This window comes from Microbacterium sp. SORGH_AS_0428 (assembly GCF_031453615.1).
Taxonomy (GTDB): domain Bacteria; phylum Actinomycetota; class Actinomycetes; order Actinomycetales; family Microbacteriaceae; genus Microbacterium.
In genome coordinates this window covers 2,822,160-2,848,266 of the sequence record NZ_JAVIZT010000001.1, presented here as the reverse complement: position 1 = coordinate 2,848,266, position 26,107 = coordinate 2,822,160, and the positions used below count along the sequence as shown (strand labels likewise).

Sequence of the window (26,107 nt, the reverse complement as noted above, 5' to 3'; positions counted from 1 at the left end):
AACAGAAGGAGGACCAATGAGCTACGCAGTGAACAAGTCCGAGGAGCAGTGGCGCGAGGAGCTCGGAGCAGACAAGTACGCGGTCTTGCGCGAGGCGGCGACCGAGCGTGCCTGGACGGGCGAGCTGCTCGATGAGTCGCGAGCAGGTCTGTACGCGTGTGCCGCCTGCGGCGCCGAACTGTTCCAGAGCGGAACGAAGTTCGATTCGCACTGCGGCTGGCCGAGCTTCTACGAGTCGGTCCGCCCCGAGGCCGTGGAACTGATCGAGGACAACAGCCACGGGATGGTGCGCACCGAAGTGCGCTGCGCCTCCTGCGGCTCGCACCTCGGCCATGTGTTCCCCGACGGCTTCGGCACGCCCACCGGCGACCGGTACTGCATGAACTCGATCGCGCTCGAGTTCACCCCGGAGGCCGGCGAATGACCACCGGCGCACGCGACGCGATGCGCGTGCGCCGATCGTGGTCCAAAGTGACCGACGAAGCGCCGACGCATGACGAACTCGTCGACATGGTCGCGGCCGCAGGACGGGTGGCCGACCACTCATCGCTGCGACCGTGGCGGCTGATCGAACTGCGCGGCGAAGACCGCGAGCGTCTCGGACGCGCGATCCACAAGGCGGAGAAGAAGGACGGCGCATCGACCAAGCCGCTGCGTGCCCCGCTGCTCATCGCGGTCGTCGCCCGCATCCAGAAGGACAAAGTGCCGGATTGGGAGCAGGAGGCGGTCGCGTCCGGAGTCGCACACATGCTGAGCCTGGCTCTCGACGAGGCCGGATGGGGCGTGATCTGGCGCACGGGTCACTACACCCGCAGCAAAGCCGTCGCCAAGGCGCACGGGCTGCGCAAGAACGAACGGCTGTTGGGGTGGCTCTACGTCGGAGGCAAGCCTGGGCTCGCCCGCGAGATGCGGGTCAAGCAGATCGACGGTGCCGCGTTCCTCAGCAGGCTCCCGCGCTGATCATCGGCGTCGCCAGCGTGGCACGGTCGCCACGACGACGCCGACGACGGCGATGGCCACGGCGACCAACGCAAGCTGTATGGGCGGTCCGGAATGTCCGGGAAAGAGCGCGTCGATGACGACCGAGGCACCGAGCAAGCCGACCACCGACCCGAGCCCCAGCTGCAGCACACCGGTGTGCCGGACGAGCGCCGCCGACAGGAAGATGTAGACGACGCCGATGGCACCGCCCACGTACAGCCATGGTTCGGACGGCAGCCGAGGCGGTCCTGCGATCCCGAGCCTGACGGCGGCTGCCGTCGTCAGGAGCACGGTGCCACCGGCGAAGTTCACGAGTGTGGCGGTCAAGGGGCTGCCCACCTCATTGCGCAGCCGTCCGTTCGTCGCCTGCTGCCAAGCGATTCCCGCTCCCGCCAGCAGGGGCAGCACGAGCAGCCAGATCGGTACGGATGCGGCTCCCTCGCCCACCAGTGAGACCACCACCGCCGCAACGACGAGCAGTGCCCCGACGAGGCGGCCGATCGTGACCCCGACGACGCCGGCGGGTCCGTAGCCGACCCGATCGAGGACGACGCCGTTGACAGTCTGACCTGCGACCACGCCGACGGTGAAGGCTGCGACGCCGATCGCCGCGACGGCGAGTCCCTGCGTGAAGACGGTGAACGCTCCCGCGGCGCCGCCGAGGATCATCCACACCGGAATGCGGCGCTCGCGGACCCCCGAGATGAGGCGGGCGACTCCCACGCGCCCGCCGGCCAGCAGGGTGCTGAGGGCCAACAGGATGACGAAGCCCGATCCGAACGAGATGGCGGCGGCCGTCAGCGCATCGCCGATCGCTGCGCCGAGCGCGCCGTTGATCTGCGCCTGCGTCGCGGTGAGGACGCCCACGAGAACGGCGCCGGCGACGGCGATCGGTCGGGGCAGGCGACGCGGGTGGGGCGAGGTCACCGATCGAGACTACGCGGCGGCGAGGTTCAGGACCCCCAGCGGGCACGGATACCCTTCGCTCGGCGACGCCTCCCCCTTACGCGCGAGTGCACGCCCGGCACGACCGGCACCCCGAGACGCCCTTCAGGCAGTGGAGGCTTCCACGCTGCCGGGCGAATCCACCGCATCCACGGCCTCCGTCATCGCGTGGAGGAAGCCGACGATGACATCCGCATCGTCCGGATCGAGAGGCCGGACGGCAGCCATCATCCGCGCGTGCATACCGTCCAGCGTGCGGCGCACCTCGATGTGGGCGAGCTCGGTCGTCTCGACGAGCAATCGCCGTCGGTCCTGCGGGTGCGGTTTGCGCTTGAGGTGCCCGCTGCGCTCGAGCCGATCCAGTATTCCGGTGACGGAGGGCGTCGAGACGCCGAGGTGGCGGCCGATATCGACCGGCGAGACCTCCCCGCCCCGCTTGGCCGCACCCATGAGGAACTGCAGCACGAGAAGGTCGTTCTCGCCCATGCCCATGGATTCCTGGGTGCGGCGGCGCATCGCCATCTCGGAGGCGCGGTAGGTACGAAGCGCGTCGAGCACTCGCCGGCCGGCGTGCTGCCGGACGTCATTCGCGTCGTACCAGTACATCGCGCGGTCGCTCATCGAAACTCACGATTCGCGAAATGTTTGTTTGCCATATCGCTAGCCTACCTAGTAATGTCCTCATCGAACAAGCTTCGTATCGATCGAAAGGCACCCCATGGGACAGCTCTACTACGCAAACGCCACTGCCCCGGTCGAGATGAACGATCGCCTGCTGGCCCACGTCAAGGTGGTCGCCACCACGAAGCTGCGTCGCCAAGAGTCCTTCACGCTCAACCTGCGTGGGGCGGACGGACGCGAGACGCTCTGGATCCACTCATCGATCCCCCTGCGGTTCGTCTTCTCCTCCGCCGAACCCGAATCCCTGAACCCCGTCTTCCTCCAGTCGCTCGCCGAGTCCGCCAGTTCGACGGCGGGGCTCACGGTCGACCTCGACGACGAGGTTCCCGCCGCTCAGCAGCAGCCACGCCGGCGGGCGGCATGACGACAACGCTCGCCCCGTTCGTCGCAGCCGCAACTCGGACCACATGGAATGAGGCCGACGACGGACTGTACGTCGCTCAGCGCGACGGGGATTTCTTCGGCTACATCGACCGCAACGACGACGGCAGCTATGTGGCCTTCGACCGCTTCTCGTCCCCTGTAGGGCGTTACGCGAGTCTCGCCGCCGCGAAGGCTTCGCTCACGACGGTCGTCTCCGACCCGGTCAATCGTCGGAGATTGCACGCACGCGAGCGCATCCCGTTCGTGGTCGCGACGTGGGCGGGCCTCACCGCGATCGCCGCGGCCGTCACCGCCGGAGTCCTCTTTCCGGGCTTCTGACGCGCGCGACACGCGCCCCCCGCACCTCGCCCTCCTGGATGTGACCTGCGCCCCAGCGAGGTTACGGACGGCGAGCCCGCCTCGCCTCGAACAGGGACGATCGAATAGAGTTCGACGATTGCCCCATGTTCACCAGAGAGGCATCAGTTGTTCACCTCGAGCTCCACCCGCGTGGACTGGATGGATGTCCTCCGGGGACTCGCGATCATCCTCGTCATCTTGTTCCACTGCGTGGGACTGGCCGGGTTCTACGCTGATCACCCCTTCAATCGGTTGGAAACGGTGGGCGTGATCATCACCCCGTTACGGATGCCGATCATCTTCATCCTCTCCGGGCTTCTCGTTACGAGATCGCTCGCGAAGGGGCCGTGGACCTACCTCTCGGGCAAGGTGAGGAGGGTCCTGTATCCGTATCTGCTGTGGGCGATCATCATGTTCTGGATCGCGGCGCAGTGGTACGAGAACTTCGGATACCACCCGGAACCCGATTTCTGGTTGATCTTCATCCGCCCCGGCGATCACCTCTGGTTCCTCGCCTACCTCTTCGTCTACTACCTGCTCGCTCTTGCGACGCGGAGAATCCCTCCCCTCGTGGTCGTGTTCGCGCTGATCATGGCCGGAGCCTTCCTGTCGACCGGCGAAGGCCCCCGATTCTTCAGCAATGCGGCCGCCTTCTTCATCGGTGTGACACTCGGGCCCCACCTGCCGACCCTCGCAGCGTTCATCCGACGCAGGTGGACGAGCATCTTCCTCCTCGGCGCGGCCATCGCCCTCAGCGCGGCAGGAACGCTCGGGATCGCTCGCCTGTCGATCGCGGTGTGGCAGATGCCGCTCTACGTCGCGGGCTTCCTCGGTGCGGCCGGATGCGTGGCCATCTTCGCGTCGGCGCGATGGTGCGCCTTCCTCCGCTACATCGGTCGCCGGACGATCAGGTTGTACGTGCTGCACGTCCCCTTCACCATGTTCCCCCTCGCCTACCTGCGTTTCGTCGGGGACACAGAACCATGGACGATGCTCGGGGTCGCCCTCGTGCTGGGTTTCGTGCCCCCGCTCATCATCACCTGGCTGGTGGACCGGTATCCGGCGCTCGAGTGGCTCTTCGCCTGGAACCCGTCCGACCGGTCGTTTCGCGAGTCGATGGCCAAGACGGTCCGCTGAGGCGCCGTCGCCGCTGAGTGCGGCCAGAAGCCCACGCCGGCTGGAGCTGCGCTGTTAGGGTCGAAGCGACCGACAAGGGGTGTCGGGACGCGGACGAGATGCGCCTGCCCGAGGCAGCGTCGACGCCGTCTCGGGGGTGACGATTTTGACTGGTGCCATCGGCCGACGGATTGAACGGCTGTTGGAGGCGCGCGATTGGAACGGCGCAGCCGCTCTTGTCGAGGCGCACTGGGGTGAAGCACTGCTTTCGGAGCCCCACCGTCTGCGGGCGTGGCTGTTGCGGTTCCCTGAAGACTTCGCTCGGCGCAACTCGCGCATCATCCAGGGGAAGGTGTACCTGGACAGGATCATCGACGATCCGGCCGCTCACACGACCAAGTTCCGCGGCAGCACGTCCGCCAGCGAAGCGCAGTCAGCCTTCGACCGGGTCACGCAACTGACCATCCGAGCGGCCGCCGCACGCGCCGGCGGTGACCTCGACGAAGCGACGCAGTACGCCCTGCGCGCGCGGCGGATCGTGGACGAGAGCGCGGCGGATGAACGTGAGAACATGCAGCCCGCTCTCCCGGAGATGACGTACGCGTGGGGCTACGTGTGGGAGCAGGCCGGCGATCTCCGCGCCGCGTTCCGCGAGTACACCTACAGCTACGACCTCGCCCTGCTCCTGGGAGATCTCATGGGTCGGGCCCGGAGCGCCGCGGCCATCGCATGGTGCCACGCGCTGGCCGGGCGGAACTCGGAGGCCCGACGTTGGCTGCAGCGCGTGCCCGAGATGAGGGACGGCTGGTGGGTGCCCCGTAGCCGTGCCGTGGTCATGCTCGCCGAGGCGTTGCTTCTCTACGACCGGCTCTGCTTCGACGAGGCGAGAGAGCGCCTCTCCCTCGTCGATCTGCAGGCGGCGACCGAGCGGACTCACGCACACATGTACGTCAGCGCGCTCCTGGCGGACTCGTCCGCCGAGGCCATGCGCCTGATGGTGGGCTTGGAAGCGCCCGCAATGGCCATCGCGCACTCCGCCTCGCGGGGCCAGAGCGCCGCATTCGTCGCCCTTTCGAAGCATGCTCTTCTCACAAGGCTGGGAATGCACACCGCCGCGCGCGACGCCCTGGGCACAGACGACGACCTCGGTGGCGAGGTGGTCTCCGCGCTCGTGCGGATTCAGCGCATCGCCGCGGACGCGCACGCGGGACTCGACGAGAGAGTGCTCCGCGCGGCTTCGCTCATGAGCGCGAGCACCTCGCACACGCCGCGCGCGCTGGTCGCAGCGCTCGCCCTGCGCGCCGCTGCCTCCCGCGATCTCACGATCGGCGCGGGCGCGGACGATTTCCGTCTGGCCGCATCCATCGCGTCGGAACAGGAGTTGTACTCGCCGTTCGTGCTGCTTCCGCGGGCGGACGTGCGCAGACTCGCCGCTGACAGCAACGGACTTTCACCGGATGTCGTCGACGCGATTGTGCGCGCTGCAAGAGTCGATGCGGGCGATCCGTTTCAGAAGCTCACACCACGCGAGCGAGCGGTACTCGGCGTCCGCCTCACGGACGCGACGCTCGAGGAGATCGCCACGGAGCACTACCTCTCGGTCAACACCGTGAAGTCCCAGATGCGCAGTGCATACCGCAAACTCGGCATCTCGTCCGTGGAAGAACTGCGCTCGCTCGCCGCCACGTACGGCTTCGCGCCGTGAGCGGGCTCACCGGCGTCAGGTCCGGCGAGGCGGCTGACGCTCGTAGAACCCGCCGCGCTCGAGAAGCTGCACAGCACCCTGCCGCGACGTCACCCCGAGCTTGACGTAGAGCGATCGCACCTGGGACTTCACCGTGTTCCTGGAGACGAACCGTTCGCGAGCGATCTGATCGAGGGTGAGATCCTCCCGCAACTGCCACGCCAGCTCGGTCTCGCGTGGAGTAAGCAACGGCAACGCTCGAACACGCAACCCGGACAGCCTGGGCAGCTTCTTCAACCGGTGCGACAGCGAGGTCACGAGAGCTTCCAACGCCTCGTTGCGCGTGGCGAACTTGGCCAGAAGCGTCTGCAACTGCGTGGTCGACAGCGTCAGCAGCGGTGTAGCCGACCCTGATTCCGCCATCATCCTCAGGGCGTCCTCGACTTCGATGTCCGCGATGCGGTGGTCTCCGAGCGCGAGGTGCGCAAGCGCTCGGCGAAGGAGAATGGGCGTCAGAGTTCGCAGGCTGTGCTCCATCCCCAGAGACACGCAGCCGCTCGTGACACGAAGCACAGCCGCATAGTCTTCCCGCATCAGGTAGGCCGACGCGCGCTGCATATCGAAACAGAGGGCGTGTCCGGGAGGGGACGGGATCTGATCCAGCACGGTGAGCGCCCGGTCCGGCTCACCGCGAGTCAGAAGGGCATCAGCGAGGATTCCCGTCGCGAATCCGCGAACCATGGGGAGCACTCTCTCGTCGCGCGTGCTCGCCACGACGTTGGTCGCGATGGTCACAGCGGCACCGGTGTCACCGCTGACGAGCGCGACCATGGATTCCACCGCAGCAGCGGTGGCCGCATATCGCGGATTCGACCCGAACGTCCTCAAGGCGCTGGCCGACGCGGAGAGCCTGTCCGGGTCGAGCTCGGCGGAGTGGATGAGGATCTCGCCCAGGATCAGCGGAAAACTGCTCACATCGGGCGCCCAGCCAGACCTCTGCGAGATCGCGTGGGCTGCTGTCGCGGCCTCGGCAGCGGCGACGTAGTCTCCGAACAGCGCCGAGCAGACACAGACCAAGGAATGAGCTCGGAAGAGGGCGGTGTCGCTCTCTGCTGCTTCGGCCGCATGTGCAGCGCGGTAGGAGAACGTTGCGCCGTCGCGCGCCTGTCCCGACGTCACGAACGCTTCGGCGACCGCGGACCACATCACGCTGCACTCGAGAGGCGAGAGAACCGCACCCGCGGAGGCCGGCATCATCTCGGCGATGCGCTCGGCCAGTTCGAGAGCTTCGGCGTATGCACCGATCTGCAGCCGAGCAAGGATGACGCCGCTGGATGCGCGCAATCGGACGGCACCATCGGCTTCGGCGAGCGACAAAGACGAGATCGCGGCCACCCGATGCAGAAGTGACGCCCCGAGTTCATCAGTGCCGCGGAGCCCGATCAGTGCTGCCCGCTCGGCCTGACTCACATCGAACAACGATCAATTCCCATTACTCTGTCGCCCCCGAGTCGCGGGCTGCGGCGACCAGCCGTCTCCCCGCTCGGGCTGGGAACAGATCGCGCGTCGCACTCGGTCGCTTCGCTTGCTTAGGTCTTTATACGGGTTCGGTCTCCCCGAGAAGCGGGTGTCGCGCGCGGACTCACCCACCAGTTCACCCACGAACTCATCCGGCTCCCCCTCCCGGAACAGTGCGAGTCGTGCACACAGCACGCGGTCGGCGAGGCGCAGAGGGTGCGCGTCAGCCGGCTGGACTTCGAGATTCGCTCGTATCGATAAGGCGCGCGTCGACGCCCTCCACGTCTGAAGTGCCGGCTACAGGACGTGAACCTGCAACCCCCGTATGACAACGTGCGCGTCGACGCCCTCCACGTCTGAAGTGCCGGCTACAGGACGTGAACCTGCAACCCCCGTATGACAACGTGCGCGTCGACGCCCTCCACGTCTGAAGTGCCGGCTACAGGACTTGAACCTGCAACCCCCGTATTACAAGTACGGTGCGCTACCAATTGCGCCAAGCCGGCGTGACCGCCTGGCGGCCTGACGCCCTCGCGAGCGCAGGGAAGAGTCTATGCGCTCGGCGCGGGCGGATTACGACGAGGGCGTCGGTGTCGGCGTGGGGCTGGCCGTGCGGTAGTACGCGTCGCTCGCCGTGGTGAGCACGAACTGCGCGAACTCCTTCGGATCGTCGAGCGCACCCTGGTAGAGCTCGCCGTTGACGAAGATCATCGGCGTGCTGGTGAGCGTCAGACCGTCCGTGCCCGGGATGCCGGCGACGGCCGTGTCGGTCGCGTTCTTGGCCCATGCCATGAACTCACCGTTCTCGATGCAGGAACGCACCTGACGAGGCTCGGTCGCTCCCGCTGCCTGCGCCATGTCGGCGAGCGTGTCGTCGCTCAGCCCGTCGGATGTGGCCTCGGGCTGCTGCAGCAGCAGCTGGTGGTTGAACGCGAACACCGTGTCGGGCGAATAGGTCGCGACACAGGCCGCCGCGCCCGCTGCACGCAGGGAGTACTTCGTGCCGTTCGATTTGGCGGTGAGCATGGCGACCGGGTGGTACGAGAGCGTCGCCGCCCCCTCCGTCACCCACGAGGAGAGCTGGGGAGCATTCGCCGTCTCGAACTGCTTCGCCCCGGGCGCGAGGTAGTCCACGTACACGCGGATGTCGACGGACGAACGGTTCGTCGGCACGGGCGTGGGGGTGGTGTCGCCCTGCGGCGAAGCGGACTCGGTCGGTGCGGGTTCGTCCACAGACCCGCCGAGCACCGACACGCCGGCGACGGATGCGACGGCGAAACCGCCGTCGACGGCGCCGCTCGGCTGGAGCTGGGGGGAGGAAGTCGACGAGCTCACCGCGAAAACGACGGCGGCGACCACGGCACCGACGACCGCCACGCCGCTGATCGAGAGCGCGGCCACGCGGAGTCGGCCGACCCGCGCATGACGCTGCCGCACTCGCTGCGCCTTCTCGCGCACCGCCTCGCGGCGGTCGCTCGGCGCCGGGACGTTCGATGAGTCGTCGCTCGACATAGGACCTCTGAAGAAAACGTAGGACCGGCGGAGTCCGGTCGGGCCGCACGGGAAACGGCCGATCCGATGCTAGCCAGAGAGCCTGAGAAATGCCCAGACGCTCGTGCCATACTGAGAGGTGCGCCCGATGGCGGGCGTTGCGGGTCACCCCCGCGCATCCATCACTACGGATCGTCCGGCACGTACCTGCCGGTGAAGGAGAAGAAACAGTGGCAACTGTCACGTTCGACAACGCAACGCGTCTGTACCCGGGCGGAACCCGCCCGGCCGTCGACAAGCTCAACCTCGAGGTCGGAGACGGCGAGTTCCTCGTCCTGGTCGGCCCCTCCGGTTGCGGTAAGTCCACCTCGCTGCGCATGCTCGCCGGCCTCGAAGAGGTCAACTCGGGCAGCATCCGCATCGGCGACCGCGACGTCACCGACGTCCCGCCGAAGGACCGCGACATCGCGATGGTGTTCCAGAACTACGCCCTCTACCCCCACATGACGGTCGCCGAGAACATGGGCTTCGCGCTCAAGATCGCCGGCGTCGGCAAGGAGGAGCGCGCCCAGCGTGTCCTCGAGGCCGCCAAGCTCCTCGACCTCGAGGAGTACCTGACCCGCAAGCCGAAGGCCCTCTCGGGTGGTCAGCGTCAGCGTGTCGCCATGGGTCGCGCCATCGTGCGTCAGCCCCAGGTCTTCCTCATGGACGAGCCGCTGTCGAACCTCGACGCCAAGCTGCGCGTGCAGACGCGTACGCAGATCGCGTCGCTGGTGCGTCGCCTCGGCGTCACCACGGTCTACGTCACGCACGACCAGACCGAGGCCCTCACCATGGGTGACCGCATCGCCGTGCTGAAGGACGGCCTGCTGCAGCAGGTCGGCACCCCGCGCGACCTGTACGAGAAGCCCAAGAACGTGTTCGTCGCCGGCTTCATCGGCTCCCCCGCCATGAACCTCTTCCCGGCCGACCTGGCCGAGGGCGGCGTCCGCTTCGGCGACCTCATCGTCCCCGTCGAGGCCGACACGATCGGCAAGGCGCACGGCACCGAGGTCACCATCGGTGTGCGCCCCGAGGACATCCAGGTGGCTCCCGCCGACGGCAAGGGCCTGTCTGTCGTCGTCGACCTGATCGAAGAGCTCGGCGCCGACGGCTACCTGTACGGCCACTCCGAGATCAACGGCAAGCGCACCGACATCGTGGCGCGCGTCGACGGTCGCCGTCACCCGAGCGCCGGCGAGACGGTCATCCTCGCCCCCGTGCCCGGACACGTGCACGTGTTCGACCTCGAGACCGGCGAGCGCCTGAACGACAAGGCGATCGCCTCGGTCTGATCGGAACGACCCCCGCGGCGCGGCGGATCCACCCGGATCCGCCGCGCCGCGACATATGTGGAGGGACACCATGGCGGACTCGCTGACCATCACGGCCAGTGCGATCGATCCCGCGCTGCTGACGCTGCCATGGAGCACGCCGCTCGCGGACTGGTCCAGCAACGACATCGTTCAGCTCCCCAAGGGCCTCTCGCGTCACCTGGTTCGCTTCTCGACCCTCAGCGGCAAAGTCATCGCCGTCAAGGAGACCACCGGGGAGATGGCGCGACGCGAGTACGACATGCTCGGCAACCTCGCCCGCCTCGACGTTCCGTGCGTCGACCGTTTCGCCGTGATCGACGGGCGGACGGATGCGGCGGGCCACCCGCTGCCGGCGGCTCTGGTGACCGCCCACCTCAAGTTCTCCCTGCCCTACCGAGCGCTGTTCACCCAGGTGCTGCGACCGAACACCGCCTCCCGCCTCGTCGACGCGCTCGCGGTCCTGCTCGTGCGTCTGCACAACGTGGGGTTCTTCTGGGGAGATGTCTCGCTCTCCAACACTCTTTTCCGACGGGATGCGGGCGCCTTCGCCGCCTATCTCGTGGACGCCGAGACGGGCGAGCTCCACGAGGGCGGCCTGACGCGCGGTCAGCGCGAGCACGACCTGGATGTGGCGCGCACGAACATCGCGGGCGAGATCATGGACCTCGCCGCCGGCGGTCGCCTGGCCGGCGACGTCGACGCGCTCGACATCGCCGACGGCATCGTCTCCTCCTACCGCTCGCTCTGGGCGGCGCTGACCGACAAGGAGAGCTTCTCCGCGGCGGAGTCGTGGCGGATCACGGAGCGCGTGCAGCGGCTGAACGCGCTCGGCTTCGACATCGGAGAGATGTCGATCGACACTGCGACAGACGGAGCGCTCGTCTCCATCCAGCCCAAGGTCGTCGACGCCGGGCACCACCAGCGGCGCCTCCTGCGCCTGACGGGGCTCGATGTCGAGGAGAACCAGGCGCGACGTCTGCTCAACGACCTCGACGAGTTCCGCGCGCGCATCTCCCGCGTCGGCTCCGACGAGGAGATGGTCGCGCACGAGTGGCTCACGCGGAAGTTCGAGCCGGTCGTCAAGGCGATCCCCTTCGACCTGCGCTCCAAGCTGGAGCCCGCGGAGGTCTACCACCAGGTGCTCGAGCACAGCTGGTACATGTCGCAGGCGCGCGGGCGCTCCGTGCCGCTTGCGGAGGTGCTCACCAGCTACATCGACGACGTCCTGCGCCACCGCCGCGATGAAGCGACCGTGGTGGGTCCGCCCACCGAGGCGACCTCGATCATCCCCGTGCTGCGCGACGACTACGTGCCGCGCGACACGGACGACGATGAGGACGAGGAGATCGACTGGCGCGATCTGGTCTGATCACGGACCGCAGCTCGCCGCATCCGCCCGCGTCGGCTCAGTAGCCGACGGTGAAACGCTCCCGCGAGTGACGCGGCGTCTCGATCTCGTCGAGCACGGCGACGGCGAGGTCGGCGCCCGAGATGAACGACTCGCCGTTCTCGTCGACGACGAGCACGTCGCCGCCGTCGCGATACGAGCCCGTGCGCTCCCCCGGCGCCCACGCACCGAATCCGCCCGCGGGGTGGATGTAGAACCAGTCGCGGTCGCCCGCGCGCGTCTGGAGGTCTTCGAGGATGCCGATCGCCTCGAGCGCTTCGGGCTTGTACTCGTCCGCGAAGCCCTCGGTGTCGACGAGGCGCGGGCCGCCCTCGGCGACGAGGCTGCCGCCGGCGCCGCCGATGACGCCGATCCGCACGTCCTCGGGCAGCACCGAGAGCAGTTGCTCGATCGCGGGGCGGAGCGCGCCGAGCATGTCGCCGCGCGCGGCCACTGCCGAGACGACCACGTCGACGCCGATCAGCTCGTTCACGAGGGTGGGGACATCCAGCAGCGTGGCCTCGACGTAGACCGCGCCATCGACCCGTTCGGCGGCGACGGTGCGCGCCACCGAGAGCACCGTATGCCCGCGTCGGACCGCCTCGGCGACGATGTGACTACCGGCGTAGCCGGTTCCTCCGAGAACGGCGATACGAGACATGGATGCTCCTTCGGACGGGGACTGTCAGGCCGACCGTAGCGTGGCGACCTGGTAGAGCGCGACGGATGCGGCGATCCCCGCGTTCAGGGACTCGGTCGCGGCGGAGATCGGGATCGACACGATCTGGTCGCACGTCTCGGTCACCAGGCGCGAGAGCCCCTTGCCTTCAGAGCCGACGACGATCACGACGGGACGATCGGCCAGCTGCAGGGCCGGAAGCGCCACGTCGCCGTCGCCGTCGAGGCCGAGCACGAAGACGCCCTGCTTCTTGAACTCCTTGAGCGTCGTCGTGAGATTCGCCGCCATCGCGACCGGCAGGCGGGCTGCAGCCCCCGCGCTCGTCTTCCACGCGGCGGAGTTGACGCCCGCGCTGCGACGCTGCGGAATGATGAGGCCCTGACCGCCGAACGCTGCCGTGGAGCGGATGATGGCACCCAGGTTGCGGGGGTCCGTCACACCGTCGAGCGCCACGATCAACGGCAGCTCGTCGCGGTCGATGATCTGCTCCAGCAGGTCCTGCGGGTGCGCGTACTCGTACGGGGGAACCTTCAGGGCAACGCCCTGGTGCACGCCGTCGAAGCCCGCCATGCGGTCCAGCTCCTGCCGCGTGACCTCCAGCACGGGGATCTCACGGTGCGTCGCGATCGAGAGCATCTCCTTGACGCGGTCGTCCATCTCGACGCGCTGCGCGATGTAGAAGGCGGTCGCAGGGATGCGGGCGCGCAGCGCTTCGAGCACGGAGTTACGACCGGTGACCGTCTCGGTGTCGTCGTTCTGCTTAGAGCGCGGCGTGCGGTTCTGACCCGCGATGCGCGGAGCGGCCTTGCCGCCGGCCGCGACGAAGCGCTCCTGCGCGGCCTTGCGCTTGCCCGCGGGGTGCCAGGCGCGGTCCTCCGCCTTGGGGGTCGGACCGCGACCTTCGAGCGAACGACGGTTCTTGCCGCCGGTGCCCTTCGTGGGGCCCTTCTTCTTGCCGCGTCCGGCGGACGGGTTTCCCGGCTTAGCCACGTTTCACACTCCAATGGGTCCCCTCGGGACCGTCTTCGAGGACGATGCCGGCGGCCGCGATCGCATCGCGCACCCGGTCGGCGCTCGCCCAGTCCTTGTCTGCCCGCGCCTGGGCGCGTTGGTCGATCATCACGCGCACGAGAGCGTCGAGGGCTGCCACTTCGGGGCCCGCCGCGCTCTTGCGCCACCGCTCGTCGAGCGGATTGATGCCGAGGATGTCGGTCATGGCGACGACCTCGGCCGCGCGGCGGCGCGCGTTCTCCGAGTCTCCCTCATCCAGTGCCGCGTTTCCTGCACGCACCGTCTCGTGCAGCACGCCGAGAGCCTGCGGCACGCCGAGGTCGTCATCCAGCGCGACGGCGAACGCATCGGGGATCACGGCGCTCCCCGGAGCCGCACCCACGCGGTCGGCGCGATCGAGGAAGGTGCGGATGCGATCGAGCGCCGCCTCCGCCTCGTCGAAGGCCTTGCCGGAGACATCGAGGCTCGACCGGTAGTGCGCGGCAGCGAGTGCGTAGCGCACGACGAGCGGGTCGCGCTCGTCGAGCACGTCGGCGGCGAGAGTGAAGTTGCCGAGCGACTTCGACATCTTCTGGCCGTCGACGGTGACGAGACCGTTGTGCACCCAATACTGTGCGAACGCATCGCCCGCGGCCGTGGATTGCGCGAGCTCGTTCTCGTGATGCGGGAAGCGCAGGTCGAGACCGCCGCCGTGGATGTCGAAGCGCGGCCCGAGGTACCGGCGCGACATCGCCGAGCATTCGATGTGCCATCCCGGGCGTCCCTCGCCCCACGGCGACGCCCACCGCGCATCCGACGGCTCGCCGTGCTTGGCACCCTTCCACAGCGCGAAGTCGTGCGGGTCGCGCTTGCCGCGAGGGTCCGCATCCGCCGCCGCTTCCATCGCGTCGACGTCTTGGTGGGTGAGGGCGCCGTAGGCGGGCCACGACCGCACGTCGAAGTACACGTCGCCGGATCCGTCGGGTGCCGGGTACGCGTGGCCGCGCTCGATGAGCAGCGCGATGAGCTCGATCATCTGCGGGATGGATGCGGTGGCGCGCGGCTCGTACGTCGGCGCGAGGATGCCGACCGCGGCATAGGCCTGACTGAACGCGAGCTCCATCCGGTAGGCGAGCGCCCACCATGGCTCGGTGGGCGTCGCGTTCGCGAGCACCTTGTCGTCGATGTCGGTGACGTTGCGGACGAACGTCACCCGGCCGAACCGGTGCGCGAGCCAGCGACGCAGCAGATCGAAGCTCAGCGCAGCGCGCACATGGCCGATGTGCGGGCCGGACTGCACCGTCGGGCCGCAGACGTACATCGTGACGTTGCCGTCCTCCAGAGGCGCGAAGTCGCGCAGCGCCTGCGCCTGGGTGTCGTAGAGCCGGACCGTCACTCCACCAGCCTACCGGCGGGGCTGCGTCACCACCCCGACACATGACGACGGTAGAAAGGGAGGATGCTGCCCGTGTTCGCCGTCCTCGCTGCGGCCGTGCTGTTCGGCACGACGGGCACCTCGCAGGCGCTGGGTCCCGACGGGACGACGCCCCTCGGCGTCGGAGCGGTGCGTCTGCTCATCGGCGGCACCGCGCTGGCGGTGATCGGCTTCGCCCTCGCCCGCCGGCACCGACGCGCGAGCGCAGCCACGACTCCCCCGCTGACGGCGCGCGCTCTCGTGCTCATGGCATTGACCGGCATCTGCCTTGCGGCGTACCAGCCGCTGTTCTTCCTGGGCACGGCGCGCGGCGGCGTCGCCGTGGGCACCGTGATCGCGCTCGGATCCGCGCCGGTCATGGCGGGACTCATCGAATGGGCGATCACCCGGCGCCTCCCCCGCCCCACGTGGCTCGCGGCGACGACGCTCGCCACGATCGGGGTCGCGCTGCTGGCCTTCGCCGGCGGCGGCTCCGGTTCGGCCGATCCCCTCGGCGTGCTCGGGTCATTGGGCGCCGGCGCGGCGTTCGCCGTCTTCGCCAACGCGCAGCGCCGGTTGATGTCGACCGGGTGGGATCCCTTCACGGTCGCCGGCGCCATGGGCGCCGGGTCGGCGCTGAGCGCCCTCTTCATGCTCCCGTTCGCCTCCTTCAGCTGGCTCGCCGAACCCGGCGGCATCGCCGTCGCGCTCTGGCTGGGACTCGCGACCATCGCTGTCGCCTACACGCTGTTCACCTGGGGCCTGCAACGCCTCACCGCCGCGACCGCGGCGACGCTGACCCTCGCCGAGCCCATCACCGCCACCCTGCTCGGGCTCGTCGTGCTCGGGGAGCACCTCGGCGCCGCATCCCTCATCGGCATCGCCGTGCTCACCGTCGGTCTCGTCGTGCTGGCCTGGGGCTCCCGCCGACGAGACCCCGAACCGTTCCCCCTCGAAGGATGACCATGCTCGATTACCGCCTCGACGACCCGACCCGCGGCGCAGCGCACGATCTCGTGGTCTCGCACCTCGCCGCCATGCACGCCGGCACGCCCGCCGAGAGCGTGCACGCGCTGGACGCCACGGGGTTGAGCAGCCCCGACGTCACCTTCTGGTCTGCGTGGTCCGACGGCGAGCTCGCCGGCATCGGCGCTCTCAAGCGGTGGGGTGACGACCGCGGCGAGCTGAAGTCCATGCGGGTCGCCGACGCCTTCCGCGGGACGGGCGTCGGTCGCGGGATGCTCCGCCACATCCTCGCCGAAGCGGCGACGATGGGCCTGACGAGCGTGTGGCTCGAGACCGGCAGCACACCGGAGTTCGTTCCCGCGGTACGCCTCTACGAGAGCGAGGGCTTCCTCCGCTGCGGGCCGTTCGCCGACTACCGCGACGACCCGCTGTCGCTCTACTTCACGCGGGCGGTCTGAACGGTCACTGCGCGGGAAGCAGCATCGCGACGGCGACGGCGAAGACGCCCTCGCCACGCCCCTCGAAGCCGAGCCCGTCGGTCGTCGTGGCCGAGACGGACACGGGGGCGCCCAGTGCTTCGCTCAGGACGGCCTCCGCCTCGCGACGCCGAGGCGCGAACCGCGGACGGGTGGTCTGGACCTGTACCGACACGTTGCCGATCACCCACCCTGCCTCGCCCACCAGGGCGCGGGTGCGTGCGAGGAACGCATCGGCGTGCGCGTTCGCGTACTCGGGGCGGTCGACGCCGAAGTGCGTACCGATGTCGCCGAGGCCCGCCGCCGCCAGCACGGCGTCGACGACCGCGTGGGCGACCGCATCCCCCCGTCCGAGTGGCCGGACAGGGACGGCTCGCCCGGCCACCGCAGTCCCGCGAGCCACAGTTCCCCGTCTCCGGCGAAGGCGTGGACATCGGTTCCGACGCCCACGCGCGGCGCGGGTGCCGGCTGCTGCAGGTGCACCGGGTGCTCGGTGGCCGGCGTCAGAAGTGCGCGTGCGCGCTCGAGGTCAGCGGGATGCGTGATCTTGAAGCCGAGCGCATCGCCCGCGACGGCCGCGATACGGTGACCCGCCGCGGCGACGAGCGCGGCATCATCCGTGAACTCGGAGTCGGCGACGGCGTAGGCCGCACTCAGGACGTCGCGCCGGAATCCCTGCGGGGTCTGCGCCGCCCCCAGTTCGGAACGATCGACCACGCCGATGATCTCATCGCCGTCGACGCGTTTGATCGTGTCGACCACGGGAAGGACGGGAACTGCCCCCCACCCGGTCCGTTCGACGGCCGCCACGATCCGGGTGAAGACCTCGGGCGGTGTCAGCGCACGCGCCGCGTCGTGCACGAGCACGATCTCGACGTCGCCCCAGAGCGCCGCGAGGCCCGCGGCGACCGACTTCTGACGGGTGTCGCCGCCCGATACGACGCTCACGCGCTCCCGGGCATCCCCGGCGGCGGCGAGCGCCTCCGTCAGGGCCTCGCCCGTGCGGTCAGCGGGGGCGACGACGACCACCTGGGCGTCGAGTCCGCTGCGGAAGACACCGTCGAGGGCGTGACGCAGCATCGTCTTCGCGTCGATTCCCACGAACGCCTTGGGAACATCTTCACCGAGACGGGTACCGGAGCCGCCGGCGACGACCACGACCGCGATGCTCGGCACGGGCTGAGGCACGAAGGCGCCTTTCGTCAGCTGGCGAGGACCTCTTCGAGCAGGACGCTGGCCTTCTCTTCGTCCGTCTTCTCGGCGAGCGCGAGCTCGGACACGAGGATCTGCTTGGCCTTGGCGAGCATGCGCTTCTCACCCGCGGACAGACCGCGGTCCTGGTCGCGGCCGCCACAGGTCGCGCACGACCTCGCTGACCTTGATCACATCGCCCGAAGCGAGCTTCTCGAGGTTCGCCTTGTAACGGCGCGACCAGTTGGTCGGCTCCTCGGTGAAGGGAGCGCGCAGAACCTCGAAGACGCGCTCGAGACCGTCCTTGCCGATCACGTCGCGCACACCCACGAGGTCGACGTTGTCGGCCGGAACCTCGATGACCAGATCGCCTTGGGTGACGTTGAGCTTCAAGTACTTCTTGGTCTCGCCCTTGATGACGCGTTCCTTGACCTCGATGATGGTCGCGGCACCGTGGTGCGGATAGACGACCGTTTCGCCAACCTCAAAAAGCATGGAGTTATGTCCTTTCGGCAACGACCAGGATACCACAGGGCCGGATGCGCTAGGGTTCGCGCCCTCACGCCCCACCTCTTGATCCGCGCGCACGCGTGACCGCGCGCGACCCCCGCGTGCCCCCATCCCCCGCGCTGCGTCGCGGGAGGGGCATGGACCGAGACGCCCGAGTCGGGCGCGGAACGGGAGGTGCGGGCGCGACCCCGTAGAATGCTGGAGAAGCCGTCTGCAACCGGGAGGAACCGTGAAAACGCGCCTGATCGCGTCCGTCGTCGTGGCGGCTGCTGTCGCACTGGGAACGAGCGGCTGCGCCATGCTCTCACCGCAGAGCACGACGATCCAGTACTCCCCCGCCGATGGGCTCAACGTGCCGGCTTCGAGCGGGCCGCTCGCCGTGCGCAACGCCCTCATCGTGGCCAACGACGAGGGCACCGAGGGCAACTTCGTCGCCGCGATCGTGAACGAGAGCGACTCCTCGCAGGTGCTGAACCTCGAGGTCGGCGAGAACGCGGTCAAGCTGACCGTGCGCGTTCCCGCCGGAGACACGCTGAGCCTCGGCACCGAGGACACCGATCCGCTGCTCATCGAGGACCTCGGCGCCCGCCCCGGCTCGACCGTGCCGATCTTCTTCCAGTCCGGCGACGGCGAGGGGGCCCGCGTGGAGATCCCCGTCCTCAACGGCGACCTCGACTACCTGGCGCCGCTCGTTCCCTGAGCGAAGCGCACACGAAAGGGCGGGACACCTCCGGGTGCCCCGCCCTTCGTCGTCGACTCAGGCCTCGAACCGGTACCCGAGTCCGCGGACGGTCACCAGCATGACCGGGTCGCTCGGGTTCTCCTCGATACGCGACCGGATGCGTTTGATGTGCACGTCCAGGGTCTTCGTGTCGCCGAAGTAGTCGGTGCCCCACACGCGGTCGATGAGCTGCCCGCGAGTCAGCACTCGACCGGCGTTGCGCATCAGCACCTCGAGGAGTTCGAACTCCTTGAGCGGCATGTTGATCTCTTCGCCGCCCACGGTCACGGTGTGGCGGTCGATGTCGAGCGTCACCCTTCCGCCCTGGAGGACGCGCTCGTCGAGGTCGGCCTCCACCTGGGCGAAGCGGCGCAGCACCGCCCGCATCCGCGCCAGGAGCTCGCGGGCCGAGTACGGCTTGGTGACGTAGTCGTCGGCGCCGAGCTCCAGCCCCACGACGATGTCGACCTCGCTGTCCTTGGCGGTCAGCATGATGATCGGCACGGACGAGACGGTGCGGATCTGCCGGCACACCTCGGTGCCCGGCATGCCGGGCAGCATGAGGTCGAGCAGCACGATGTCGGCACCGCGCTCACGGAAAGCGGAGAGCGCGACGGCGCCGTCTTCGGCGATCTCGACCTCGAACCCCTCCCTGCGAAGCAGGTAGGCAAGCGGGTCGGCGAGGTCGGGCTCGTCCTCGACGATCAGGACGCGGGTCATTCGGTGACTCCGTTCGGATTCGGTGCCGCGGCAGAGGTCGCGGCGGGGGTCTTCTTGGTCTTCTTGGGACGACGCCGGCCGCGGGGCGTCACTGCCTCGAGGTCGTCCGGCGGCATCGCGATCGGAAGCTGGATGGTGAAGGTCGAGCCGCGTCCGACACGTGACCACACGCGGACCTCGCCGCCGTGCCGCTGAACGGCGTGCTTCACGATCGACAGCCCCAGCCCCGTACCGCCGGTGCGGCGGGAGCGTGCCTGGTCCGAGCGGAAGAACCGCTCGAAGACGCGTTGCTGATCGGCCTCGGAGATGCCGATGCCCCGGTCGGTGACCGCGATCTCGACGGAGTTGTGCACCTGCTTCACGCCGATGCCGACACTCGACCCGCTGGGCGAGTACGCGATCGCGTTGGCCACCAGGTTGCCGAGCGCCTCGGTGAGGATCTGCGTGTCGCCGCGCACATACAGACCCCGTGTGCCGCCCCGGACGACCGTGACCCCGGAGGAGCCGGCGGCCAGCGCGTGCGCCTCGATCGCGGCGGTGACGACGGAGTCCACCGACACGTCGCCGACCTCGGCGAGCTCGTCCGCCGACTGCAGCCGCGAGAGGTTCATGACGCGAGAGGTCAGGGAGGCCAGCCGCTGCGCCTCGGCGCTCAGGCGGCCGGCGAAGATGCGCACCTGCGCGGGATCGTCCGCCGCCGACTCGATTCGCCTCCGCGAGCAGACTCACCGCTCCCACGGGCGTCTTCAGCTCGTGGGAGGTGTTCGCGACGAAATCGCGGCGCATCTGCTCGACCCGCTCACGCTCGGTGATGTCGCGGATGACGACGAGCACGAGCTTGGGCGAGATGGTCGTCGCCCGGGCAGAGACGAGACGGGGCTCCGCGGGCGAGGAGGAGCGGCGCAGCGTCAGGCTCGCGGTGCTGATCCCTCCCGCGCGCACCGCGCGTGCGAGCTCGCGGATGCGATCGTCGGGCACGACCTCGTCGACGTGGATGCCGAAGGCCTCGGCGGATGCGGATGCGGCGCGCACCGTTCCCGAACCGTCCACCACGAGGGCGCTGTCGTCCATCGCGGCCAAGACGTCCGGCACGCCCTCCGGAACGGCCGTCGAGTTGCGCGCCTCGACGCGCGCCCGCGCCCGCATCGCGCCGATGATCAGAAGGGTGATCGACGCCCCGAGGACGACGCCCATGACCAGGGCCAGCAGCGCGAGCTGCGACGAGTTCATGGCTCCAGCGTAAATGGATGCTGAACCCGCACCCCGTCTCCGGCGGCTCCCGGGGCGGTACCGCAGGTAACATTCACTCCCGCGGCACCGTTCGTTAACCTTCGACGGCGAGAATCGCCCGGGCCCGTCCCGTGCCGCCCACGATCACCCCAGGAAGGTGCCTGTTTCATGCGCGAGGTTTTCCAGCAGTCCCTCGATGAGGTCCGTGTCCGGCTCGTCGAGATCTCCGAGCTCGTCACCGAGGCCATCGAGAAGGCGACGAGGGCGTTCGGCACGAGCGACGTCGCGCTCGCCGAAGAGGTCATCGACAACGACTCGGTCATCGATGACAAGGCGATCGAGCTCGACGAGCTGGCCATCGACATCCTGGCGCGCCAGCAGCCCGTCGCGAGCGACCTGCGCACCGTCGTCTCGGCGCTGCGCATCAGCGCCTCGCTCGAGCGCATGGGCGACATCGCCGAGCACATCGCACAGCTGACCCGCATGCGCTTCCCCGACCGCGCCATCCCGAAGGGCCTGAAGGGCACCTTCACCAAGATGGGCGAGATCGACGTGGACGTGGCGCGCAAGCTCACCGAGCTGCTGCGCACACGCGACCTGGATCTGGCGGAGCAGCTGCGCAACGAGGACGACAAGCTCGACGAGCTGCATGTCAGCGTCTTCGAGAAGGTCCTCAGCGAGTCCTGGCAGGGCGAGGCTGCCGCGACGGTCGACGCCACGCTGGCCAGCCGCTACCACGAGCGTTTCGGCGACCACGCGGTCTCGGTCGCGAAGAAGATCGTCTACCTCGCGACGGGCGACTGGGCCCCGCAGCCCGAGGCCGAACCCCAGATCTGACCCGGAGCACACAGGAGGGGTCCGGATGCGTCACGCATCCGGACCCCTCCTGTGTGTGCTTACTTGCCCTGGTTGGCGACGGCGGCAGCGCCCGCCGCGGCTGCTTCGGGGTCGAGGTACTCGCCCTTGCCCAGCGCCTGCAGGTTCTCGTCGAGGCGATACACCAGCGGGATGCCGGTGGGGATGTTGAGCTCGGCGATGTCGTCGTCGCTGATGCCCTCGAGGTGCTTCACCAAGCCGCGGAGCGAATTGCCGTGGGCGGCGACGAGCACCGTCTTGCCTGCGGTGAGGTCGGGGACGATGGACTCGCTCCAGTACGGCAGGAGTCGGTCGATCACGAGCTTGAGCGACTCGGTGCGGGGCACCTCGCCGTCGATCCCGGCGTAGCGCGGGTCGTTCACCTGGCTGAACTCGGATGCGTCATCGAGCGGCGGCGGCGGAACGTCGAACGAACGACGCCACAGCATGAACTGCTCCTGGCCGAACTCGGCGAGGGTCTCGGCCTTGTCCTTGCCCTGCAGCGCGCCGTAGTGGCGCTCGTTGAGGCGCCAGGTGCGCTTGACGGGGATCCACAGGCGGTCGGCGGCGTCGAGCGCGAGGTTGGCGGTCTGGATCGCGCGGCTCAGCAGCGACGTGTGGACGACATCGGGCAGCAGGCCTGCCTCGGCGAGCAGCTCGCCGCCGCGGGCGGCCTCGGCCTTGCCCTGGTCGGTCAGGCGCACGTCGACCCATCCGGTGAAGAGGTTGAGCTCGTTCCACTGGCTTTGGCCGTGGCGCAGCAGGATCAGGGTGTGAGGGGTGGTCATGAGCCCATGATATCGACCGCGACGCTGGCATCATGGGGCCATGAGTCCTACGCCGTCGGGTCGCATCACCCGGGGCACGACGGGTACCAACCGCCTCCGCCGGGTGGACAGGTGGATCGCTCGCCACCGCTCGCTGCGGACCGCGGAGCCGGAACCGCTCGTGGTGGATCTCGGGTTCGGTGCGAGCGGCGTCACCGCGCTGGAGCTCGAGGCACGGCTGCACCGCATCCGCCCGGATGTGCGCGTGTACGGTCTCGAGATCGATCCCGCACGCGTGACCCGTGCTCGCGCGCAGCTCGAGAGCGTGCGCGAGGGGGCGACGATCTTCCGTCCCGACGCGCGGGTCTCGTTCGCCCGCGGCGGCTTCGAGATCCCGCTGCCGGACCGTCCGCGCATTATCCGCGCGTTCAACGTGCTCCGTCAGTACGACGAGGATGAGGTTCCGGCGGCGTGGGAGCGGATGACGTCGCGCTTGGATGCGGGCGGGATCCTCGTGGAGGGGACGTGCGACGAGCTCGGTCGCATCAGCACGTGGGTGGAGATCGGGCCCGACGCCCTCCCGCGCACGCTGACGATCTCGCTGCGGCTGACCGGTCTGGAGCTTCCCTCGATCGCGGCCGAGCGTCTTCCGAAGGCGCTGATCCACCGCAATGTGCCGGGCGAGGGCGTGCACGAGCTGCTGCGCGCGCTGGATGCCGAGTGGACGCGCGCGGCGCCTCTGGCGACGTTCTCCCCCGCGCAGCGGTGGCAGGCGGCGCTCACGGCGCTCGCGGCCGGCGGCTGGCCCCTCCGGCAGCGTTCGCGGTGGCGCCTGGGCGAGCTGACGGTGCCGTGGGAGCGCGTCGCGCCCCGATGATCAGATGCGGGGCATGGCGGCTCGCGCCTCGTCTTCGCTGAGGCCGGTCGCCACGAGCAGATCGACCGCGAACGGGCGCAGGGCGGAGATGACGCTGTGCTCACCGGCGGAGGCGCCCGGCGCCAGCTGCGCCGGATCCAGGTGGCGCGCGACGGCCCGCGCCGCCTCGCGCGCGGGGATCTGCTGCGCGATGTCGTCGAGCGACTCCCCCACGAGCGCGAGGGCCCGCGCCAGCGACCTCAGCAGGTCGGCCGGGACAGGACGGGGCACGCCGTCGTCGATCAGGTAGCCGGATCGACGCGCCACGACGCGGAGGTTGCGCACGGCGAGATCGGTGGCCGTCATGACGCGGCGGTATCGGTCGAGCTCGGCGCGACGCCTGCGCAGGAACGGGGAGATGCGCGCGACCGCGACGGCCGAGTCGAGCGACTCCTGCCAGGCCCGCACGAGCGGATCGAGCGCCCGGGCCTTCTCCAGTGCGCGCTCCGCACGCGAGCGGTCCCCGTCCTCGAGCGCACGGATGAGGGTCGCGGTCGCGTCATCGATCGCCGCGAAGAGGGTCCTCGCCTCGCGCAGCACCTCCGCACGAGGATTGCGGGGCACGAGGGCTGTCACCAGGAGCGCCGCGACGCCGCCGACCGCGCCGTCCGCCAGACGGCTCCATGACGCCTCCGTCGGCGCCATCGGGAACAGCAGGACGATGAGCCCCTGGATCGCCGCGGCGATGGCGAAGCCGGGCTGCGGCGACAGCGCCCTGGCGACGAACACGACGACCGCGAGGGTGATGCCCAGCTGCCACCAGCCGGGGCCCACCAGGCGAAGGAGGATCTCGGAGATGACGATGCCCACGAGCATCCCGCCCACCGTCTCGGCCACGCGCCGCGGCCGAGCGTCGCGCACGAGGCCGAGGCTCGACACCGCCACCGTACCGGCGAGCACGGGAGCCGAGTGTCCGAGCACGAACAGCGAGAAGACGTAGGCGCCCATCGCCGCCACCGTCAGCTGGGCGATGGCGGGCAGATCCGTCACGGCACGGGACACCGCGGGTCTCGGATCGAAGCGCTCTCGCAGCCGCGTCGACACGCTCGTGGTGTCGGCGCCGCCCGGGGGCACGGTCACCGCCGGCGCGAGAGTCGGGGCAAGCGCGGCACGCCGGCGCTGGCGCCCGCATCCGGCGGCACGACGGTCGTGACGGATGCGGCGACATCGCCGTCCGCGGTGCGCACCACGACGTCGGCGTCGGTGTCGGCCGTGCGTTTGATGACGGCCAGGGCGATGGGCCCGTCCTCGTAATGGCGGCCGGCCGACGTGATGCGACCGATCTCGACGTCGCCGACGACGACCGCATCGCCGCGCGCGGGAAGGGATTCGGCGCTGCCGTCGAGGTGCAGGCTGACCAGACGGCGCGGGGGGTGACCGAGGTTGTGCACCTTGGCCACGGTCTCCTGTCCGCGGTAGCACCCCTTGTCGAGGTGCACGGCGGTGCGGAGCCAGTCGAGCTCGTGCGGGATCGTGCGCTCGTCGACCTCGTCGGCGAAGCGGGGGCGCCAGGCGGCGACGCGAAGAGCCTCGACCGCGAGCTCGCCCGCGAAGCCGATCTCCCCGGATGCGGCCAACTGCCCGAGACGTGCCGCCTCGGCGGCATCGACGAGTGCTTCGTTCCAGCTGCGCTCGGTGCCGGGATGCTCCTCGATGGGACCGTACGCGGCGCCGCCGACGGCGACGCCCGGCCACGGATCACGCCAGACGAGCGGCGTCTCGCCGACGACGAGGGGGCGGATGAGGGCGAGTCCCGCATCCGTCGCGCCCACGACCGCGACCTCGGTCGCGGCATCGCGGACCTCGACCCGCAACCGGAAGCGCATGCGGCCCAGCCAGGCCGCGAGGGCGGGCGCGTCATCCGCATCCGCGATGAGCCAGGTCGTCTCGCCGTCGTCCAGCACGCCCGCGGCGTGCTCCACGCGTCCCTGCGGATCGAGCACCAGGAGTTCGGTCGACACCCCGGGCTCCAGCCGCGCCAGCGCCTGGGTCGTGATCGAATCGAGCCAGCTCAACCGGTCGGCGCCCGTGACGGCGATGACGCCGCGGCCCGCGCGCGGTGCGACGGCCGTGCCGCGCACCAGTGCACGCTGTTCGCGCATCGGGTCGCCGAGGTGCAGCAGCACGTCGCCGTCGGTGATCGCGCCGGCGGGCGAATCGATCATCAGTCCACCTTCGCCAGGCGGGCGGACGCGTGCGAGCCGAGCTCGGATCCGAGGGCGGCGATGTCCCAGGCCCAGAGCAGATGTCCGTCGACCAGGCCGTACAGCCGGGTCGCCGCCGTGTAGGCCTTGGCTCCGGGCGCGGCGATGACCGCGTCGGTCGCGATGTCGATGCGCGGGCCGCGGATCTGGCCGAGGTAGAGCTCGCTGACGCCGTCGGCGTGCACGATGTTCGCGGCGATCTCGAAGCCACCCTCGGCGGTACGCAGCGCCTCGACGTCGTCGGCCGTGCGCGCCGGCTCGTCGGACACAGCCGGGAGCAGGCCCGGCCCGGGGTCGCCGGAGCCCTGCGGTCGCACGATGCGCCAGAAGCCGACCTCGGAGACGAGCAGACGCCGCGACTCGCCCTCGCCGAGCCAGGCGGTGGCGGAGTAGTTGACGGCATCTCCGCCGTCGTGACTGAAGCTCACGCGGTGCGTGAACTCACCGGAGAAGTGGTGATCGCCTGCCTCGTAATCGATCACGCCGGTTCCCTCCCAGACTCCGAGGAGCCACGAGAGGGGTGCGAGGTCGGCGGGCAGATCGGTGGGGAGCTCGATCATCGCCCGCTCCGTCAGCGCTGGCCGCGG

General features: G+C 69.5%; 27 protein-coding genes, 1 tRNA gene and 2 pseudogenes. 14 read left to right on the top strand and 16 right to left on the bottom strand.

Going from position 1 to position 26,107, the window contains the following annotated elements:
* Positions 1–16: 16 nt before the first annotated feature.
* Together msrB and QE374_RS13830 are read left to right on the top strand one after the other, a co-directional pair.
* A complete protein-coding gene (gene msrB / locus QE374_RS13835) occupies positions 17–424 on the top strand; it encodes a peptide-methionine (R)-S-oxide reductase MsrB (protein WP_274285921.1) in 408 nt (135 codons plus the stop codon).
* Complete coding sequence (locus QE374_RS13830; RefSeq protein ID WP_309735771.1) at positions 421–960, top strand: nitroreductase family protein; 540 nt, start codon at positions 421–423, stop codon at positions 958–960. The genes msrB and QE374_RS13830 overlap by 4 nt, the downstream gene beginning before the upstream one ends.
* Here the strand turns inward: QE374_RS13830 and QE374_RS13825 are convergent, their stop codons facing one another.
* On the bottom strand, positions 961–1,908 hold the full coding sequence (locus QE374_RS13825; protein ID WP_309735769.1) for a DMT family transporter: 948 nt from the start codon (positions 1,906–1,908) through the stop codon (positions 961–963).
* Between the two features lie 123 nt (positions 1,909–2,031).
* On the bottom strand, positions 2,032–2,547 hold the full coding sequence (locus QE374_RS13820) for a MarR family transcriptional regulator (protein WP_309735768.1): 516 nt from the start codon (positions 2,545–2,547) through the stop codon (positions 2,032–2,034).
* A gap of 97 nt (positions 2,548–2,644) precedes the next feature.
* Here QE374_RS13820 and QE374_RS13815 point away from each other — a divergent pair, with 97 nt between their 5' ends.
* The 4 genes from QE374_RS13815 to QE374_RS13800 all read left to right on the top strand — a co-directional run bounded on the left by QE374_RS13815 (position 2,645) and on the right by QE374_RS13800 (position 6,151).
* Complete coding sequence (locus QE374_RS13815; RefSeq protein WP_309735766.1) at positions 2,645–2,971, top strand: hypothetical protein; 327 nt, start codon at positions 2,645–2,647, stop codon at positions 2,969–2,971.
* A complete protein-coding gene (locus tag QE374_RS13810) occupies positions 2,968–3,309 on the top strand; it encodes a hypothetical protein (RefSeq protein WP_309735765.1) in 342 nt (113 codons plus the stop codon). The genes QE374_RS13815 and QE374_RS13810 overlap by 4 nt, the downstream gene beginning before the upstream one ends.
* Positions 3,310–3,456: 147 nt before the next feature.
* Positions 3,457–4,467 carry an acyltransferase gene (locus QE374_RS13805; protein ID WP_309735764.1) on the top strand — a complete coding sequence of 337 codons (1,011 nt, stop codon included), beginning with the start codon at positions 3,457–3,459 and terminating at the stop codon, positions 4,465–4,467.
* A 145-nt stretch (positions 4,468–4,612) separates the two neighbouring features.
* Positions 4,613–6,151 (top strand): helix-turn-helix transcriptional regulator, encoded by a 1,539-nt coding sequence (locus QE374_RS13800; RefSeq protein WP_309735762.1) that lies wholly within the window; start codon positions 4,613–4,615, stop codon positions 6,149–6,151.
* A gap of 15 nt (positions 6,152–6,166) precedes the next feature.
* Here QE374_RS13800 and QE374_RS13795 read toward each other — a convergent pair whose 3' ends face one another.
* From QE374_RS13795 to QE374_RS13785, 3 genes are all read right to left on the bottom strand, one after another.
* Positions 6,167–7,474 (bottom strand): LuxR C-terminal-related transcriptional regulator, encoded by a 1,308-nt coding sequence (locus QE374_RS13795; RefSeq protein ID WP_309735760.1) that lies wholly within the window; start codon positions 7,472–7,474, stop codon positions 6,167–6,169.
* Positions 7,475–8,081: 607 nt separating this feature from the next.
* Positions 8,082–8,154 (bottom strand) — tRNA-Thr (locus tag QE374_RS13790).
* Positions 8,155–8,221: 67 nt separating this feature from the next.
* Entirely contained in the window at positions 8,222–9,160 is a 939-nt protein-coding gene (locus tag QE374_RS13785; protein ID WP_309735759.1) for a thioredoxin domain-containing protein, read from the bottom strand.
* A gap of 209 nt (positions 9,161–9,369) precedes the next feature.
* Between QE374_RS13785 and QE374_RS13780 the strand changes: the two genes are divergently transcribed.
* On the top strand, positions 9,370–10,473 hold the full coding sequence (locus tag QE374_RS13780) for a sn-glycerol-3-phosphate ABC transporter ATP-binding protein UgpC (RefSeq protein WP_309735758.1): 1,104 nt from the start codon (positions 9,370–9,372) through the stop codon (positions 10,471–10,473).
* A gap of 70 nt (positions 10,474–10,543) precedes the next feature.
* Entirely contained in the window at positions 10,544–11,863 is a 1,320-nt protein-coding gene (locus QE374_RS13775; RefSeq protein WP_309735756.1) for a DUF4032 domain-containing protein, read from the top strand.
* 37 nt (positions 11,864–11,900) lie between these two features.
* Here QE374_RS13775 and QE374_RS13770 read toward each other — a convergent pair whose 3' ends face one another.
* The 3 genes from QE374_RS13770 to cysS are packed head-to-tail and all read right to left on the bottom strand — an operon-like array spanning position 11,901 to position 14,946.
* Positions 11,901–12,542 carry an NAD(P)H-binding protein gene (locus tag QE374_RS13770; RefSeq protein ID WP_309735754.1) on the bottom strand — a complete coding sequence of 214 codons (642 nt, stop codon included), beginning with the start codon at positions 12,540–12,542 and terminating at the stop codon, positions 11,901–11,903.
* 24 nt (positions 12,543–12,566) lie between these two features.
* On the bottom strand, positions 12,567–13,550 hold the full coding sequence (rlmB, locus tag QE374_RS13765; RefSeq protein ID WP_309735752.1) for a 23S rRNA (guanosine(2251)-2'-O)-methyltransferase RlmB: 984 nt from the start codon (positions 13,548–13,550) through the stop codon (positions 12,567–12,569).
* A complete protein-coding gene (gene cysS, locus QE374_RS13760) occupies positions 13,543–14,946 on the bottom strand; it encodes a cysteine--tRNA ligase (protein ID WP_309735751.1) in 1,404 nt (467 codons plus the stop codon). Before cysS ends, rlmB begins: the two co-directional genes overlap by 8 nt.
* A gap of 63 nt (positions 14,947–15,009) precedes the next feature.
* On the opposite strand from cysS, the gene QE374_RS13755 reads away from it, so the two are divergent.
* A complete protein-coding gene (locus QE374_RS13755; RefSeq protein WP_309735750.1) occupies positions 15,010–15,927 on the top strand; it encodes an EamA family transporter in 918 nt (305 codons plus the stop codon).
* A gap of 2 nt (positions 15,928–15,929) precedes the next feature.
* The gene (locus tag QE374_RS13750) at positions 15,930–16,388 is read left to right on the top strand and encodes a GNAT family N-acetyltransferase (protein ID WP_396653354.1); all 459 of its coding nucleotides are present in this window, start codon (positions 15,930–15,932) and stop codon (positions 16,386–16,388) included.
* Between the two features lie 4 nt (positions 16,389–16,392).
* Here the strand turns inward: QE374_RS13750 and ispD are convergent.
* Together ispD and QE374_RS13740 are read right to left on the bottom strand one after the other, a co-directional pair.
* A pseudogene (gene ispD / locus QE374_RS13745) lies at positions 16,393–17,594 on the bottom strand (2-C-methyl-D-erythritol 4-phosphate cytidylyltransferase).
* A gap of 14 nt (positions 17,595–17,608) precedes the next feature.
* Positions 17,609–18,092 (bottom strand): annotated as a pseudogene (locus tag QE374_RS13740) (CarD family transcriptional regulator).
* A 244-nt stretch (positions 18,093–18,336) separates the two neighbouring features.
* Here QE374_RS13740 and QE374_RS13735 point away from each other — a divergent pair.
* Positions 18,337–18,807 (top strand): DNA modification methylase, encoded by a 471-nt coding sequence (locus tag QE374_RS13735; protein ID WP_309735746.1) that lies wholly within the window; start codon positions 18,337–18,339, stop codon positions 18,805–18,807.
* A gap of 57 nt (positions 18,808–18,864) precedes the next feature.
* Here the strand turns inward: QE374_RS13735 and QE374_RS13730 are convergent, their stop codons facing one another.
* Together QE374_RS13730 and QE374_RS13725 are read right to left on the bottom strand one after the other, a co-directional pair.
* Positions 18,865–19,548: a response regulator transcription factor gene (locus QE374_RS13730; RefSeq protein WP_274285937.1), complete on the bottom strand. Its 684-nt coding sequence runs from the start codon at positions 19,546–19,548 to the stop codon at positions 18,865–18,867.
* Entirely contained in the window at positions 19,545–20,225 is a 681-nt protein-coding gene (locus QE374_RS13725; RefSeq protein ID WP_309735743.1) for an ATP-binding protein, read from the bottom strand. The genes QE374_RS13730 and QE374_RS13725 overlap by 4 nt, the downstream gene beginning before the upstream one ends.
* Positions 20,226–20,368: 143 nt before the next feature.
* Here QE374_RS13725 and QE374_RS13720 point away from each other — a divergent pair, with 143 nt between their 5' ends.
* Positions 20,369–20,791, top strand: a complete 423-nt coding sequence (locus QE374_RS13720) for a hypothetical protein (protein WP_309735741.1) — start codon at positions 20,369–20,371, stop codon at positions 20,789–20,791.
* A 155-nt stretch (positions 20,792–20,946) separates the two neighbouring features.
* Positions 20,947–21,615: a phosphate signaling complex protein PhoU gene (phoU, locus tag QE374_RS13715; protein ID WP_137417680.1), complete on the top strand. Its 669-nt coding sequence runs from the start codon at positions 20,947–20,949 to the stop codon at positions 21,613–21,615.
* Positions 21,616–21,674: 59 nt separating this feature from the next.
* Here the strand turns inward: phoU and QE374_RS13710 are convergent, their stop codons facing one another.
* On the bottom strand, positions 21,675–22,421 hold the full coding sequence (locus tag QE374_RS13710) for a phosphoglyceromutase (protein ID WP_274285940.1): 747 nt from the start codon (positions 22,419–22,421) through the stop codon (positions 21,675–21,677).
* A 40-nt stretch (positions 22,422–22,461) separates the two neighbouring features.
* On the opposite strand from QE374_RS13710, the gene QE374_RS13705 reads away from it, so the two are divergent.
* On the top strand, positions 22,462–23,277 hold the full coding sequence (locus QE374_RS13705) for a class I SAM-dependent methyltransferase (RefSeq protein ID WP_309735736.1): 816 nt from the start codon (positions 22,462–22,464) through the stop codon (positions 23,275–23,277).
* Here QE374_RS13705 and QE374_RS13700 read toward each other — a convergent pair whose 3' ends face one another.
* The 3 genes from QE374_RS13700 to QE374_RS13690 are packed head-to-tail and all read right to left on the bottom strand — an operon-like array spanning position 23,278 to position 26,080.
* Positions 23,278–24,396 carry an FUSC family protein gene (locus QE374_RS13700; protein ID WP_309735734.1) on the bottom strand — a complete coding sequence of 373 codons (1,119 nt, stop codon included), beginning with the start codon at positions 24,394–24,396 and terminating at the stop codon, positions 23,278–23,280.
* Positions 24,393–25,481: a glycine cleavage T C-terminal barrel domain-containing protein gene (locus QE374_RS13695; protein WP_309735733.1), complete on the bottom strand. Its 1,089-nt coding sequence runs from the start codon at positions 25,479–25,481 to the stop codon at positions 24,393–24,395. The genes QE374_RS13700 and QE374_RS13695 overlap by 4 nt, the downstream gene beginning before the upstream one ends.
* Positions 25,481–26,080, bottom strand: coding sequence for an FABP family protein (locus QE374_RS13690; protein WP_309735732.1), 600 nt, complete (start codon positions 26,078–26,080; stop codon positions 25,481–25,483). The genes QE374_RS13695 and QE374_RS13690 overlap by 1 nt, the downstream gene beginning before the upstream one ends.
* Positions 26,081–26,107 lie beyond the last annotated feature (27 nt).